Origin of the sequence: Erythrobacter dokdonensis DSW-74, assembly GCF_001677335.1 — a bacterium.
Lineage (GTDB): Bacteria > Pseudomonadota > Alphaproteobacteria > Sphingomonadales > Sphingomonadaceae > Erythrobacter > Erythrobacter dokdonensis.
The window spans coordinates 1-13414 of sequence record NZ_LZYB01000001.1; the positions used below are offsets into that span (position 1 = coordinate 1).

At 65.5% G+C, this 13414-nt stretch carries 13 protein-coding genes and 1 tRNA gene; 10 read left to right on the top strand and 4 right to left on the bottom strand.

The window, feature by feature from the left end:
• The 3 genes from I603_RS00005 to I603_RS00015 form a co-directional block, all read left to right on the top strand.
• Positions 1-2229: autotransporter family protein (locus tag I603_RS00005; RefSeq protein WP_157090847.1), on the top strand; the 2229-nt coding region annotated here is incomplete at its 5' end.
• A gap of 170 nt (positions 2230-2399) precedes the next feature.
• Positions 2400-3215 carry a fatty acid desaturase gene (locus tag I603_RS00010; protein ID WP_068861788.1) on the top strand — a complete coding sequence of 272 codons (816 nt, stop codon included), beginning with the start codon at positions 2400-2402 and terminating at the stop codon, positions 3213-3215.
• Positions 3212-3748 carry a sterol desaturase family protein gene (locus I603_RS00015; RefSeq protein ID WP_068861789.1) on the top strand — a complete coding sequence of 179 codons (537 nt, stop codon included), beginning with the start codon at positions 3212-3214 and terminating at the stop codon, positions 3746-3748. Before I603_RS00010 ends, I603_RS00015 begins: the two co-directional genes overlap by 4 nt.
• A gap of 101 nt (positions 3749-3849) precedes the next feature.
• Here the strand turns inward: I603_RS00015 and I603_RS00020 are convergent.
• A tRNA-Pro gene (locus I603_RS00020) sits at positions 3850-3926 on the bottom strand.
• A 196-nt stretch (positions 3927-4122) separates the two neighbouring features.
• Here I603_RS00020 and yajC point away from each other — a divergent pair.
• Genes yajC through secF form a run of 3 tightly spaced genes read left to right on the top strand, consistent with a single transcriptional unit; the run spans position 4123 to position 7094 of the window.
• The gene (yajC, locus tag I603_RS00025) at positions 4123-4452 is read left to right on the top strand and encodes a preprotein translocase subunit YajC (RefSeq protein WP_068861790.1); all 330 of its coding nucleotides are present in this window, start codon (positions 4123-4125) and stop codon (positions 4450-4452) included.
• Positions 4453-4504: 52 nt separating this feature from the next.
• The gene (gene secD / locus I603_RS00030) at positions 4505-6103 is read left to right on the top strand and encodes a protein translocase subunit SecD (protein ID WP_068861791.1); all 1599 of its coding nucleotides are present in this window, start codon (positions 4505-4507) and stop codon (positions 6101-6103) included.
• Positions 6104-6116: 13 nt separating this feature from the next.
• Positions 6117-7094 carry a protein translocase subunit SecF gene (gene secF / locus I603_RS00035; protein ID WP_068861792.1) on the top strand — a complete coding sequence of 326 codons (978 nt, stop codon included), beginning with the start codon at positions 6117-6119 and terminating at the stop codon, positions 7092-7094.
• 13 nt (positions 7095-7107) lie between these two features.
• Here secF and I603_RS00040 read toward each other — a convergent pair whose 3' ends face one another.
• A complete protein-coding gene (locus I603_RS00040; RefSeq protein WP_068861793.1) occupies positions 7108-8292 on the bottom strand; it encodes a glycosyltransferase in 1185 nt (394 codons plus the stop codon).
• A gap of 25 nt (positions 8293-8317) precedes the next feature.
• Positions 8318-8896: a helix-turn-helix domain-containing protein gene (locus I603_RS00045; RefSeq protein WP_068861794.1), complete on the bottom strand. Its 579-nt coding sequence runs from the start codon at positions 8894-8896 to the stop codon at positions 8318-8320.
• Between the two features lie 97 nt (positions 8897-8993).
• Here I603_RS00045 and I603_RS00050 point away from each other — a divergent pair, with 97 nt between their 5' ends.
• Positions 8994-9473: a DUF6456 domain-containing protein gene (locus I603_RS00050; RefSeq protein WP_068862458.1), complete on the top strand. Its 480-nt coding sequence runs from the start codon at positions 8994-8996 to the stop codon at positions 9471-9473.
• Positions 9474-9486: 13 nt separating this feature from the next.
• On the opposite strand, the gene I603_RS00055 is transcribed toward I603_RS00050, so the two are convergent.
• Positions 9487-11331 carry an ABC-F family ATP-binding cassette domain-containing protein gene (locus I603_RS00055; protein WP_068861795.1) on the bottom strand — a complete coding sequence of 615 codons (1845 nt, stop codon included), beginning with the start codon at positions 11329-11331 and terminating at the stop codon, positions 9487-9489.
• A 100-nt stretch (positions 11332-11431) separates the two neighbouring features.
• Between I603_RS00055 and I603_RS00060 the strand changes: the two genes are divergently transcribed.
• The 3 genes from I603_RS00060 (at position 11432) to I603_RS00070 (ending at position 13340) form a co-directional block, all read left to right on the top strand.
• On the top strand, positions 11432-12187 hold the full coding sequence (locus I603_RS00060) for an SIMPL domain-containing protein (RefSeq protein ID WP_068861796.1): 756 nt from the start codon (positions 11432-11434) through the stop codon (positions 12185-12187).
• A 50-nt stretch (positions 12188-12237) separates the two neighbouring features.
• The gene (locus I603_RS00065; protein WP_198157195.1) at positions 12238-12552 is read left to right on the top strand and encodes a PepSY domain-containing protein; all 315 of its coding nucleotides are present in this window, start codon (positions 12238-12240) and stop codon (positions 12550-12552) included.
• 110 nt (positions 12553-12662) lie between these two features.
• Positions 12663-13340, top strand: a complete 678-nt coding sequence (locus tag I603_RS00070; protein ID WP_068861798.1) for a response regulator transcription factor — start codon at positions 12663-12665, stop codon at positions 13338-13340.
• Positions 13341-13414 lie beyond the last annotated feature (74 nt).

The window sequence follows — 13414 nt, forward strand, 5'->3', positions numbered from 1 at the left end:
GGTGGCGGTGGCGGCGGCGGCGGCGGCGGTGGCGGCGGCGGCGGCGGCGGTGGCGGCCATGGCGGCGAGGAGCCAGCGGTGCTCGACGCCAGCATGCCCGGTTTCGCCACGCTTGATGTCCAGCCGCTGGCCGAGGAGGTGGAAGATCCCTGGGAGGGCTTCACCAACCGGATTTCCGGCACCCTCACCAACAGCGGCACGCTCGCGGTCAATGCCACGGCGACCGGCGGAATGGACGACGGGCCGCTCGCCTTCGCCGAGGCGCTGGGTGTGCACTTCCGCTCGGCAGTCAACACCGCGACCATGACCAATTCCGGCACCATCCGTGTGACCGCGATCACCAATGGCGGCTTGTCGCGGGCCACGGGTATCCTGGTCTCCGACTTCGACATTTCGCCGATCCTGCCGGGCGAGGACGACCGCATGACGATCGTCAATGACGGCGGCACCATCATCGCCCGCGTCAGCAATGATGGCGGCGCGACCTTCCAGCGCGGCATCGCGATCGACACGCTGGAAGCGCCCAACGGCGTTGACATCCGCTTTACCGGTAACAGCAATGTCTACGGCAATATCGTCCTGAGCGATGATGACACGGTCACGATCGCCAGCGGGACGACGACGCTGGACGGTATCGTCAACCCCGGCATGCCGATGATGGAGGCCTTCTCGCTGCTTGCGGCGGGGCCGGTCGGCTCGCTCACCGGCAGCCTGTCCGTGGCCAGTGGTGCGACGCTCTATCTGGTCGATCAGCCGGTGGGCAATGCGTCCTATAGCGGTCCGGCGGGAGTCAATGTCGACAGCTTCACGCTGGCAAGCGGCAGCACGCTGCAATTGCAACTGCCGAGTTCGACGATGGCGGCGGATGCGCAGATGGCCTATCCCTATGTCAACGCCAACACGGCGAGCATCGGCGGCGCCAATCTGGTGCTGGTGATGAACACGCCGGGCGGCCTGTATGAAGATGCCTATGTGTTCGAGGACATCATCGATGCGGCAACGCTGACCGGCCAGTTTGCCGGGGTCACCACCAACACCGGATCGGTGCTGCTGGCACCGAGCGTGTCCTACGATGCGTCGAGCAACGTCGATATCAGGATCGACCGCGTGGCATTCAATGCGGTCGCCGGCTTGAGCCCGAACGAGGCGGCTGCGGCCGGCGCGATCGAGCAGGTCTACAGCCCGATGCAGGGCGGCGACTTCGGGACGCTGCTGGGCAACCTGTTCCTGATCGATGATCCGGCGGCCTATGGTGACGCGATGAACCAGCTCAGCGGTTCGCAATATGCCGGCCACATGCAGGCATTGCGCAACAACTCGCTGCAATTGAGCACGCTGGTGGCTGGCCAGATCGACTGCGCCGTGAACAAGGGTGGTATCGATCCCTGCCGCGATCAGGACGACGGTTTCGGCCTGTGGGCCCTCGGCACCATCCATGATGCCCGCGTGCAGAGCGACGGCAACGGCATCGGGCACCGCAGCGATGGCGGCCATGCGCTGCTGGGCGTCAACTACACCACCGGCAACTTCACGTTCGGCGCCTATGGCGGGTATCGCAGCGTCGACAGCGAGTTCGACCTTTATGGCGGCGAGGTGGACACCGACGGCTATCAGCTCGGCTTGCTGGCCGGTTACGACGCGGGCGACTTCTACATCCGCGCCAATGCGAGTTATTCGGCGCTCGATGGCGATGCGGTCCGGTCGGTCGGGGTGCTCAGCACCGCCGGTTTGATTGCGGCCCGGCCGGACTTCCGCGTCACATCGGTCTATGCCGAAGGCGGGGCACGCTTCGCCGTGGGCGAGACATGGGTCACACCCTTCCTCGGGCTCGAATATACCGACGTGAAGATGAAGTCCTTTGACGAAGCCGGCGTGGGCGGCGCCAACCTCGCCTTTGCCGGGCAGAGCCAGGACGACACCTCGTTCCTTGCCGGGGTGAAGTGGGCCGGTAAGTTCGGCATGGTCGTGCCCGAAGCCCAAGTCGCCTATCGCCACGATGACAGCGGCGTATTCAGCACCCGCCAGTCGTTCGCCGATGCGCCGGGCAATGCTCTCTTCACCACGTCATCGCCGCGCTCCGACAGGGATTCGGTCATGGCAGGGGTGAGCCTTGCGGCACTGTTCAATGATCGGGTGACCGGCCGGATCGGTTACCAGGGGCGGTTCGCTTCCGATCTCAGGGACAATGCCTTCTATGGCTCGCTGGTGATCACTTTTGGCGGCAAGTAGCCCCAGCTGGCCGCCGTCGGGCCGACCCAATATTATCCCAACGGCCCAATGGAGCGGGAGGCGGAGCAATCTGTCTCCCGCTCTTTTTCATGTTTGCGCAAACGCAATTGCTGTTTCGCTCATCCGCTTTATAGGCATCTGCATGGGCAGAGCTTGCGTATTCTCCTGATATGAAGGCGCACTTCATCCTTCCTGCACGCGGCTTTCTGGGCGCTGTCGGCCTTGTGCTGGCGCTGGTGATCGCGGGCAGTTGGCTGGCGATCCATGCCTATGCGATGTTCGTTTTCGAACTGACGTGGAGCAACTGGCCGCTCGCGCTGGTCATGGCCGCTGTCCAGTGCTGGCTGTCGGTCGGGGTGTTCATCGTCTGCCACGATGCGATGCACGGCACACTCGTGCCCGGCTGGCCTAAGCTGAACGGTGCGATCGGCACGGTGTTGCTGGCGCTTTATGCGGGCTTTGCCTGGGAGCGGCTGCGCGATGCGCACCATACCCACCACAGGCTCGCAGGCCACGCGGGCGATCCCGATTTCGACGAGGAGCATCCGGACGACTTCTGGCGCTGGTATGCCACCTTTTTCCGGCGTTATTTCGGCTGGCGTTCGATCCTGTTCGTCCACACGGTGGTGGGCATCTACTGGTTGGTGATCGGCATTCCGATGGTGCAGATCGTGCTGCTTTACGGCCTTCCGGCGCTCGGGTCCTCGCTGCAGCTGTTCTATTTCGGCACCTTCCGCCCACACCGCCATCTGTCCCGCGAGGGCGCGGAAAACGCGGGAGCGATGCCCTTTTCCGACCACCACAATACCCGCAGCGAGGATTTCGGAACGCTTGCCAGCCTCGCCACCTGTTTCCATTTCGGCTATCATCTCGAACACCATCGCCGCCCCGATGTGCCGTGGTGGGCGCTGCCGGGCGCGCGCCGGGCCGGAGTGGGGCGCCCCGAAGTGATTGAGACCGAACTGATTGAGAAGGTGCCTGCATGAGCTGGCTCGAAGCCGCCGCCATCGTCCTTGCCGCCCTGATTGGGATGGAGCTGTTCGCGTGGTACGCGCACAAGTACATCATGCATGGATGGGGCTGGGCGTGGCACCGCGACCACCACGAACCGCATGACAATGTGCTGGAGAAGAACGATCTGTTCGCCGTCGTATTCGGTGCGATCTGCACCGTCATGTATATCGTCGGCTCGCTGTGGTGGGAATGGCTGTGGTGGGTGGCGGTTGGCGTTACCCTTTATGGCCTGATCTACACGCTGGTTCACGATGGCCTCGTTCACCAGCGTTACTGGAAGTGGGTTCCGAGGAAGGGCTATGCCAAGCGGCTGGTGCAGGCGCACAAGCTCCACCATGCGACCATCGGCAAGGAAGGCGGGGTCAGCTTCGGCTTTGTCTTCGCGCGTGATCCGGCCAAGCTGAAGGCCGAACTGAAAGCGCAGAAGGAAGCCGGCGTGGCGGTGGTGCGCGACAGCGTGGGCGCGGCGGGCGACAGCTTCGAGGTCGTGGGCCGCAACCTTTAAGGGCTGCTAGCTGCATCCACGTTCATAGGCGACATCGGGGCCAACGGCCCCGCAAGGCCGACCGGTCTTTCGTTCATCGCGATATCGGAGAATTTTTCCACTGGTCGGGACGAGAGGATTCGAACCTCCGACCCCCACACCCCCAGTGTGATGCGCTACCAGGCTGCGCTACGTCCCGTTCCAGTGGAGCGGCGCCTATAGGGCGCGCGTCCAAGGCTTGCAAGCGGGTTTGGCAGCGAATGCGGTGTTGCCCGATTGCACCGCTCGCAAGGGGCGCGATTGCCGCCCGCTTGCAATGCTGCTAGGCGCGCCCACTTGAACGAAGGGGCGCGCGCTCCGCACAGCAATTACGGGATCCTGACGGGCTTTATCGCATGACAATCGACCTTCTCGCCGCCGCCGGAACGGGCGCTGCCGCAGCACCGCCGGCATGGATCAATTTCCTGCCGATCGTCGGCATGATCGCGATTTTCTGGTTCCTTATCATCCGTCCGCAGATGAAGCGGCAGAAGGAACACCAGCAAAAGGTCGCCGGGATGAAAAAGGGCGATCAGGTCGTCACTGCCGGCGGGCTCGTCGGCAAGGTGGTCAAGGTCGACGATACCTTCGTCGAGCTGGAACTGGGCACCAATGTCCGCGTCAAGGCGGTCAAGGCCACCATTGGCGACATCATTCCGCCCGGTGGCACCCCCGCCAACGATTGATCGGCCCGCATGATGCCGGCTGCCGCACACCTCCGCGCGAGTTTCTGACGCAATGCTCGAATTCCCCTTATGGAAAAAGCTCTGGTTGTGGGGGCTGACGCTGGCCGCCGCGGCCCTGTCGCTGCCTTCGCTGTTCAACGTCTCGGGACTGGACTGGCCGTCGAGCCTGCCCAACCCGCAGGTCAATCTCGGGCTTGACCTTGCCGGTGGCTCGCACCTGCTGCTCGAAGCCAAGGCGGAGGACATCCGCGCCCAGCGGCTCGAGAACATGGAAGAAACCGTCCGCCAGCTGATGCGCAACGCGCGCCCACGCATCCGCATCGGCGATGTCTCGACCGGCGACGGGCGCATGAGCTTCATGCTCGACAGTGCCGGCGATATCGACCGTGCGCGCGGACTGCTCGAACCGGTGCTGCAGGGCAACACCCTGACCCGCGACTGGGATCTGTCGGTGGTCGACGGGCAGCGGATCGTGCTCAGGCCGACGGCGGCCGGCATCGACACCGCGCTTGACGATGCGATGGAAAGCGCCACCGAAGTCGTGCGCCGCCGCATCGACGAACTCGGCACGCGCGAGCCGACCATCATCCGGCAGGGCGACACCCGCATCGTGGTGCAGGTTCCCGGGCTCGACGATCCCGAGGCGCTGAAAAGCCTGCTTGGCCAGACGGCGAAGCTCGAATTCAAGCTGGTCGATCTGAATGCCCTGCCCGAAAACGTGCAGGCCGGCATCGCCCCGCCGGGCAGCCAGATCTTTCCCTATGCGGCCGGCACGCCCTTCGAGGGCCGGTTCGAAGCGGTGCGCCGTCTGGGCGGCATCGGCGGGGGCAATCTCACCGGCGCGCAGGCCGGGGTCGATCCGACCAACAACCAGAACGTCGTCAACATCACCTTCGATGCGCAGGGCGGGGCCAAGTTTGCCAAGCTGACGCGCGAGAATGTGGGCAAGCCCTTTGCCATCATTCTCGACGGAGAGGTCATCAGCGCACCCAATATCAACGAGCCGATCCTCGGCGGGCGCGCCCAGATCGCGGGAAGCTTCACTTCCGAAAGCGCGAACAACCTTGCCATCTCGCTGCGTTCGGGTGCGCTGCCGGTCGACCTCGCGATCGTCGAGGAACGCACCGTCGGGCCTGACCTTGGCGCGGACTCGATCCGCAAGGGCCTGCTGGCGATGGCGATCGGCAGTCTCGCGGTGGTGGTGCTGATGATCGCGAGCTACGGTCGCTTCGGCATCTATTCCACGATCGCGCTGGTGTTCAACGTGCTGATGCTGCTCGGCATCATGGCGGGGCTCAACGCCACGCTGACGCTACCGGGGATCGCCGGTTTCGTCATTACCATCGGTGCTGCGGTGGACGCCAACGTGCTGATCAACGAGCGCATCCGCGAGGAACGCAAGCGCGGCCGCAAGGTCATCGCCGCGGTCGAAACCGGTTACAAGGAAGCCAGCCGCGCGATCTGGGACGCCAACCTCACCAACTTCATCGCCGGCCTCGCGCTGTTCGCCTTCGGATCGGGGCCGGTCAAGGGCTTCGCGGTGGTGCTGGTGGGCGGGCTGTTCACCTCGGTCTTCACCGGCGTGATGCTCACCCGCATGTGGGTTGCCGGATGGTTGCGCAAGGCGCGGCCCAGCGACATCACCATCTGAAGGAGCGAGACAGATGAAACTCCTGAAACTCGTCCCCGACGATACCAACATCAAGTTCCTGAAACTGCGCGTGCCATTCTTCGTGCTCAGCATCGTGCTGATCGCGGGCAGCTGGGCGGCGGTGCTCACGCAGGGCCTCAATTTCGGCGTCGATTTTGCCGGCGGGCAGGAAGTGCGCCTGACCTTCGAGGAGCGCGAACAGGCGCCGATCCCGTCCTTGCGCGAGCTGGTCGGCGGCCTCGGTTACGGCGAGCCGGTGGTGCAGGAATTCGGCGGGCCGCAATCGGTCTCGATCCGCGTGCCGCTACCCGAAGGCGCGGAGGAAACTCCCGGCGCCGCGACCGAAATCGGCAACCAAGTCATCGCCGCGATCGCCAAGCAATATCCCGATGCCCGCACTGACGGGAACGACACCGTTTCGGGCAAGGTCGCGGGCGAATTCCGCGATTCGGCGATCCTCGCGCTGGTCGCGGCGATGCTGGCGGTGGCGATCTACATCTGGGTGCGTTTCGAATGGCAGTTCGGCGTCGGCGCGCTGTTCGCGCTGTTCCACGACGTGTCGGTGACGCTCGGCCTGTTCGCCATCACCCAGTGGGAGTTCGGGTTGCAGATCGTCGCCGCGATCCTCGCGATCATCGGCTATTCGCTGAACGATACGATCGTCGTCTACGACCGCATCCGCGAGAACCTGAAGAAGTTCCGCAAGATGCCGCTGCCCGAACTGCTCGACCTGTCGGTGAACGAGACGCTGGCGCGCACCATCATGACCTCGCTGACACTGTTCGTGGCGCTGATCCCGCTGCTGGTGTTCGGCCCGCCAAGCCTGTTCGGTATGGTCGCGGCGATCACCGCCGGCCTGTTCATCGGCACCTATTCCTCGATTTACATGGCAGGGCCGCTGCTGATCTGGATGGGGGTCACCTCGAACAGTTTCGTTCCGACCGAAAGCGCCGCCGACCGGCAGGAAAAGATCGCGCGCGGCGAGGTGTGAGGGGCGGCGCGGTTCAGGCCGCGCCCGCCAGCCTTTCATAATGCGCCGCCAGCGCCGCCGCGTTGGCTTCCCAGCTGAAACCCTCGGTCAGCGCGGCAACGGCCTCGCGCCGGGGCGGGGCGTTGAGCACGGCATTGATGCCCGCCGCCACGGCCTCGGGGCTACGCTCCACCAGCCGTCCGGCAGTGTCGCAGGTGATAAGCTCGCGTGCGCCGCCGACGTCGCTGGTGACCACCGGCGTGCCGCAAGCAAGCGCCTCGACCCAGGCATTTGCCAGCCCCTCGCTCACCGTCGGCAGCACCATCACATCGGCGGCCGAAAGGATCAGCGGCATCACGTCGTGATCGAGCGATCCGGCAAAGAACACCCTGTCGGCCACACCCTCGCTCGCGGCCAGCGCACGCAGGCGCGCCTCGTCCTCGCCCTTGCCGACCAGCACCAGACGCGCGCCGGGAATGTCCCGGAGCGCCGCGATTGCGATCGCCTGTCCCTTGCGTTCGATCAGTGCGCCCACGCAGGCAAGCAGCGGCGCGTTGTCGGGCATGTCGAACCCAAGCTCGCGGCTCAGCTGGCTGCGCAACTGCGTATGCTCGAGCGGGCGGAAGCGGTCGCGGTCGAGGCCGGTATAATGCACCGTGATCTTGCCTTCATCCATGCCCATCGCCGCCATCTGCCCGGCAAGGTCGCGGCTCACCGCCAGCAGCCCGGTGGCCGCGCGCGCCGCGTCGAGCATCTGGGCTCGCGCGAAATCCTGTGTCCCCCAGAAGCTTATGTCACTCCCGCGCGCCTTGATCGACAGCGGCAGGCCGGTCTTGCGGGCGATTTCGGCGGCGGCGGGGCCATCGGGGAAGAAGAACTGCGCGTCGAGCACGTCGATCGGCGTCGCTTCGTGGATGCGCCCGACCAGCGGCAGGCAGGCGCGGGCAATCGCGGCGGCGTTGCGGCGCGCGCCGATGCGCGGCACCAGCGTGAAGCGTGGGCGGTGGATGGTTATCCCGCCATCCTCGCTCACCTCGGGCAGATCGGCGAGCGGGCGGTAGCGGCCCAGCGCCAGCGGCGGCAGGCCGATGGGGTTCACAACGCTTACCCGCCAGTCGCCGCGTTTCGCCAGCGTCTCCAGCGAGCGCGCGACGAAGGTCCCGAACCGCGGATTGACCGGGTTGGGGTAGAGCGTCGAAATGGCCACAACGTGCTTCACGCCGGTTGTCCTGCCCCCCTGCCGGTTAAAGCGGCCTGACCAGCATCACCGCGACCGCAATCCAGGCCGGATTATCCACCACCACCTGCTTCTGTCCCGCGCCCGGCGGCAACAACCCGACCAGCGTGCCGCGCCGGTCGATCAGCCGCCCGAAGGCAAAGCGTCCTCCCGGCCGCGGCAGCAGGCAGTCACGGTTGATCGCGCTGGCCGCGTCCTCGGGCGCAAGCTGGCGCAGCCACAGGAAATCGCCGGGGCGATATTCCCCCACGCTCTCCGATACGGCGAGCACCAGCGGGGCAGGGCCGTCGGCGGTCACCAGCTCGCTCGGCAGCACGGCCTCGCGCGGGGTTGTGAGCGCCTCGGGTCCGGTTGCGGCAAGCCGGGCAACGATCCGCGCGCTCTCGCCGCTGTCGGCGCGCATCAGGCTGGCCGCATCGACCTCAAGCGCGGTGGCAATCCGGTCCATCCACTTGAGCGACAATTGCCGCATCCCCGTCTCCAGCCGCCCGATGGTCTGCGCGGTGGTGGGCGGAGAACACGCGGCGGCGAGATCGGCGAGGGTCATTCCCTTGGCCTTGCGGATGTCGCGAATGCGGTTGAGCATCGGGTAAGCATCCCTGAATTAACCAATATGGATTTTTCTTTCCTACAGATATGCCGCTTTGGCAAGCCGCTTCGCGTTCACAAGGGAGGAAAAGATCATGAAGCGCCAATTGGTCGAACGCGAACTGACGCCCGAAGGCCCGCGCCGGGGGGCGGTCAAGGGCGGGGCAAGGCCGCGCCGCACGATCACTGTCAACCTTGCCGAAAGCCCGTTGGCCTGGCTGCACGCCCGCGGACATCTGGATGATCGCCTGTTCGATGCGGGCGAGGCGCTGCGGGCCGATTATGAACGCGCGCAGCTTTCCGCCAGCATTACCATGCGCTGGGATCCGGTGCGGGTGAAGACCACCGGCGAACGGGGGCTGGCGTCCAGTGAAAGGCAGATCGCGGCGCGCCAGCGGTTCGACGGGGCGATCCGCGCGGCCGGCAGGGGGCTGGAGGATATCCTGTGGCGTGTGGTCTGTGCGGGCGAAGCCCTGCCGGAAGCGGAAAAGACCCTCGGCTGGCCCGCAAGAAGCGGCAAGCTGGTGCTCCGGATCGCGCTGGAGCGTGTGGCGGAATTCTATCGCATCACCTGATGCGTCGGGAGAGCTAGCCCTCGACCATTTCCGCCAGCATCAGCCAGCGTTCCTCGGCTGCGTCCTTCTCGGCCCGGGCATTGGCTAGCCCCGCGCTGATGGTCGCGAAGCGTTGCGGGTCTTTCGTGTAAAGCTCGGGATCGCCCAGCAGCGCCTCGCCCCTGGCAATGGCGGCTTCGAGTTCCTCGATCCGCTTGGGCAGGATTTCGTAATCGCGCTGGTCCTTGTAGGAAAGTTTGGGGGCAGCGGAGGGCTTTGTAGGAACAGGCTTCTGACCCCTTTCCGACCCAGTGTTGACCCGCGCTTGACCCCCGTTAACCCCCGCTTTGCCCCCTGGTTGCGGCGTCTTGCGGCGGGCTTCCCAATCGGCATAGCCGCCCGCGACAATATCCACCTTGCCCGATCCGTCGAGGCCCAGGGTGATGGTCACCGTGCGATCGAGGAAGTCGCGGTCGTGGCTGACGATCAGCACGGTGCCGTCGAAATCGGCGATGACCTCCTGAAGAAGATCAAGGGTTTCAAGGTCGAGATCATTGGTCGGCTCGTCCAGCACGAGGAGATTGGCAGTGCGCGCGAATTCGCGGGCGAGCAGCAGGCGCGAGCGTTCGCCGCCCGACAGGATGCCCACTTTCGTGTCGACGAGGCCGGGATCGAATAGGAAATCCTTGAGATAGGCCTGCACGTGCTTGCGCACCCCGCGCACGTCGATCCAGTCGCCGCCCTCGGCCAGGATCTGCCGCACCGTGGCATCGGGTTCGAGCAGCTTGCGCTGCTGGTCGATCATCACCCCTGAAAGCGTGCGCGCGTGGGTCACGGTGCCGGTGTCGGGTTCGAGCTCTTTGGTGAGCAATTTCAAAAGGGTGGTCTTGCCCGCTCCGTTCGCGCCGACGATCCCGATGCGGTCGCCGTTCTGGATGCGCAGGGAGAACGGCTTGATGACCGCACGCTCCCCGTAAGTCTTTGAAATGGCCTCTGCGACGATGACGGACTTGGACTTGAAGTCGTCGTCATTGGCGAGCTTCAGCTTCGCCGTCCCCGCGCCCGAGATCATCGCCGCGCGTGCGGCGCGCATCTGGTGGAGTTTCTCCAGCCGGCCCTGGTTGCGCTTGCGCCTTGCGGTGACCCCGCGCTCTAACCAGTGCGCCTCGATTTTCAGTTTGGCATCAAGGCGTTCCGCCGCGCGGGCTTCCTCGGCATAGACCTGTTCTTCCCACGCCTCGTAGCCACCGAAACCGACCTCCTTGCGCCGCAAGGTGCCGCGGTCGAGCCAGAGGGTCGCGCGGGTCAGGCGCTTCAGGAATGTGCGGTCGTGGGAGATAGTGATGAACGCGCCGCGATAGCGGGTGAGCCAGTCCTCCAGCCAGTCGATCGCACCCAGATCGAGGTGGTTGGTGGGCTCGTCCAGCAGCAGCAGATCGGGCTCTTGCGCCAGCGCGCGGGCGATGGCCGCTCGGCGCCTTTCGCCGCCGCTGGCGGTGGCAGCCGGGCGGGACATATCGATTCCGAGCTGGCCGGCAATCGCCTCTACCTCGTGTGCCGCAGGAGCATCCTCGCCTCCCAGCGCGAAGTCCATCAGCGTGGCAAACGGAGCGAAATCAGGCTCCTGTTCGAGGAACACGATGCGCGTGCCCGGCTTCAACCGGCGTGCCCCGCGGTCGGCCTCGATCCTGCCGGTGATCAGCCTGAGCAGCGTCGTCTTGCCCGCGCCGTTCCGCCCGATCAGCGCCAGCCGGTCACCGGGGAGGACATGAAGATCGATCGGCGCTGCGCCGCTCGTCGGCGTCGGGCCGCCGAACAGCCAGCGCCCGCCCTGCTGCAGCGCGAGCCCTTCGAGCGAGAGGATGGGGGGTTGAGCCATGGTCTCGTGCCACCTAGGGACTTGTCAGGAACCTGCCAAGGCGGTTCAGTGCGCGGAAAGCTCGCTTGCGCCAATGGCGCGGGCTTTGGAGGAACCTGCCATGACCAGACTTGCCCTTTCGCTGCTTTCCGCCGGTACGCTGGCACTGCCCGCGGCGCTGCCCGTTCACGCCGCCAATGTCGAGATCGACGCGAGCGGCCCGGTGATCGAGCTCGACATCTACGAAGCCGTCACCGTCGCGCCCGACATGGCCACCATCGGTGCGGGCGTGTCCACCGAAGCGCCGAGCGCGGTCGAGGCGCTGCGGATGAACTCGGTCGAGATGCAGAAGGTGATCGCGCGCATCAAGGCGCTGGGCATTGGAGAGAAGGACATCCAGACCACGGGCATCAATCTCAATGCCCGCTATGATTACGACCGCGAGGGCCAGCGCCAGATTTTCCGCGGTTATCAGGCCTCGAACCGGGTCAGCGTCAACCTGCGCCGGATCGAGGACACCGGCAAGGTGCTCGATGCGCTGGTGGAGGCGGGTGCGACCGATCTTTCCGGCCCGAATTTCAGCATCGAGGATGATGCCGCTGCCAAGGATGCCGCAAGGAAGCGGGCGATCGAGCGCGCTGCCGAGCGCGCCAACTCCTACGCCGAAATGCTCGGCTATGATGGGGCGCGGGTGTTGTCGGTCAGCGAGCGCCTGACAAACAGCGGGCCGATGCCCGAGCGGGTAATGATGCGCGCGGCGGCCGACATGCCTTCGGCCGCTCCCCCGCCACCGGTCCAGCCCGGGATGGTGGCAACCGGGATCAGCATTGCCATCACCTATGAACTGGTGAACGAGGAGGCCTCCAGGGACCAGTGAGCCCTCATTCACTCCTTGTTCAAGGCTGGCCGGCTAGGCATGAAGGCGTGATGAAGACCATCCGTTCCTTTCTTGCCGGCGTGATCGCCGCGCTTGCGCTGGCCGGCCTTGTCGCGCCGGCAGCGGGGCGCGAGCCGCCGCGCAACGATCAGGGCGAGGCGCGGCGCGAGGCGCAGGCTGGAACGCACCTGTCGCTGCGCGAGATCGAGCGGCGCATCCTGCCGCAGATGCGCGGCAGCGAATATCTTGGGCCAGCCTATGATCCGACGGCGCGGGCCTATCGTCTCAAGTTCATCCGCGATGGCCGTGTGACCTATGTCGATGTCGATGCCCGCACGGGCCGCGTCATCGGTCGCTCGCGCTGAGAGCTGGCGCGATCGGGGGACAGACGACGGGTCAGGCTCCTGCGCTTGCTTGACGCTGACGCGGCAAAAGCGCACCAAACCGTCGTCAAGACAGCAGGAAATGGTGGAACATGCGAATTCTGATCGTCGAGGATGAGCCCACGCTGGGCGCGCAGCTCAAGTCGACGCTGGAGCATCACGGATATGCCGTCGACCTTTCGGCCGATGGCGAGGACGGGCATTTCATGGGCTCTACCGAGGATTACGACGCGGTGATCCTCGATCTTGGTCTTCCCGAGATCGACGGGCTGACCGTGCTCGGCATGTGGAGGCGCGAGGGGCGCACTTTTCCAGTGCTGGTGCTCACCGCGCGCGACAGCTGGTCGGACAAGGTCGCAGGCCTGGATGCGGGTGCGGACGATTACCTCGCCAAGCCGTTCCAGACCGAAGAACTGATCGCCCGCCTGCGCGCCCTGATCCGCCGCGCTTCTGGCAATACGTCAAGCGAACTTACCGCCGGCAACGTCCGGCTGGATACGCGCTCGGGACGCGTGACGCTTGCCGGAGAGCCGGTCAAGCTCACCGCGCAGGAATACAAGCTTCTCAGCTACCTGATGCACCACAAGGGCAAGGTGGTGAGCCGCACCGAACTGATCGAGCATATCTATGACCAGGATTTCGACCGGGATTCGAACACCATCGAGGTGTTTGTCACCCGTATCCGCAAGAAGCTCGGCGCAGACGTGATAACGACGATCCGTGGCCTCGGTTACAGCCTCGACGACCCCGCCGACGCGCCCCGCGCCTAAGGACGGCGAAGCGCGTGCGGCCTTGCCTGCGGGCGAGGATACCGGCGCGCCCGCCCTGACGGCGCGATCCCCGG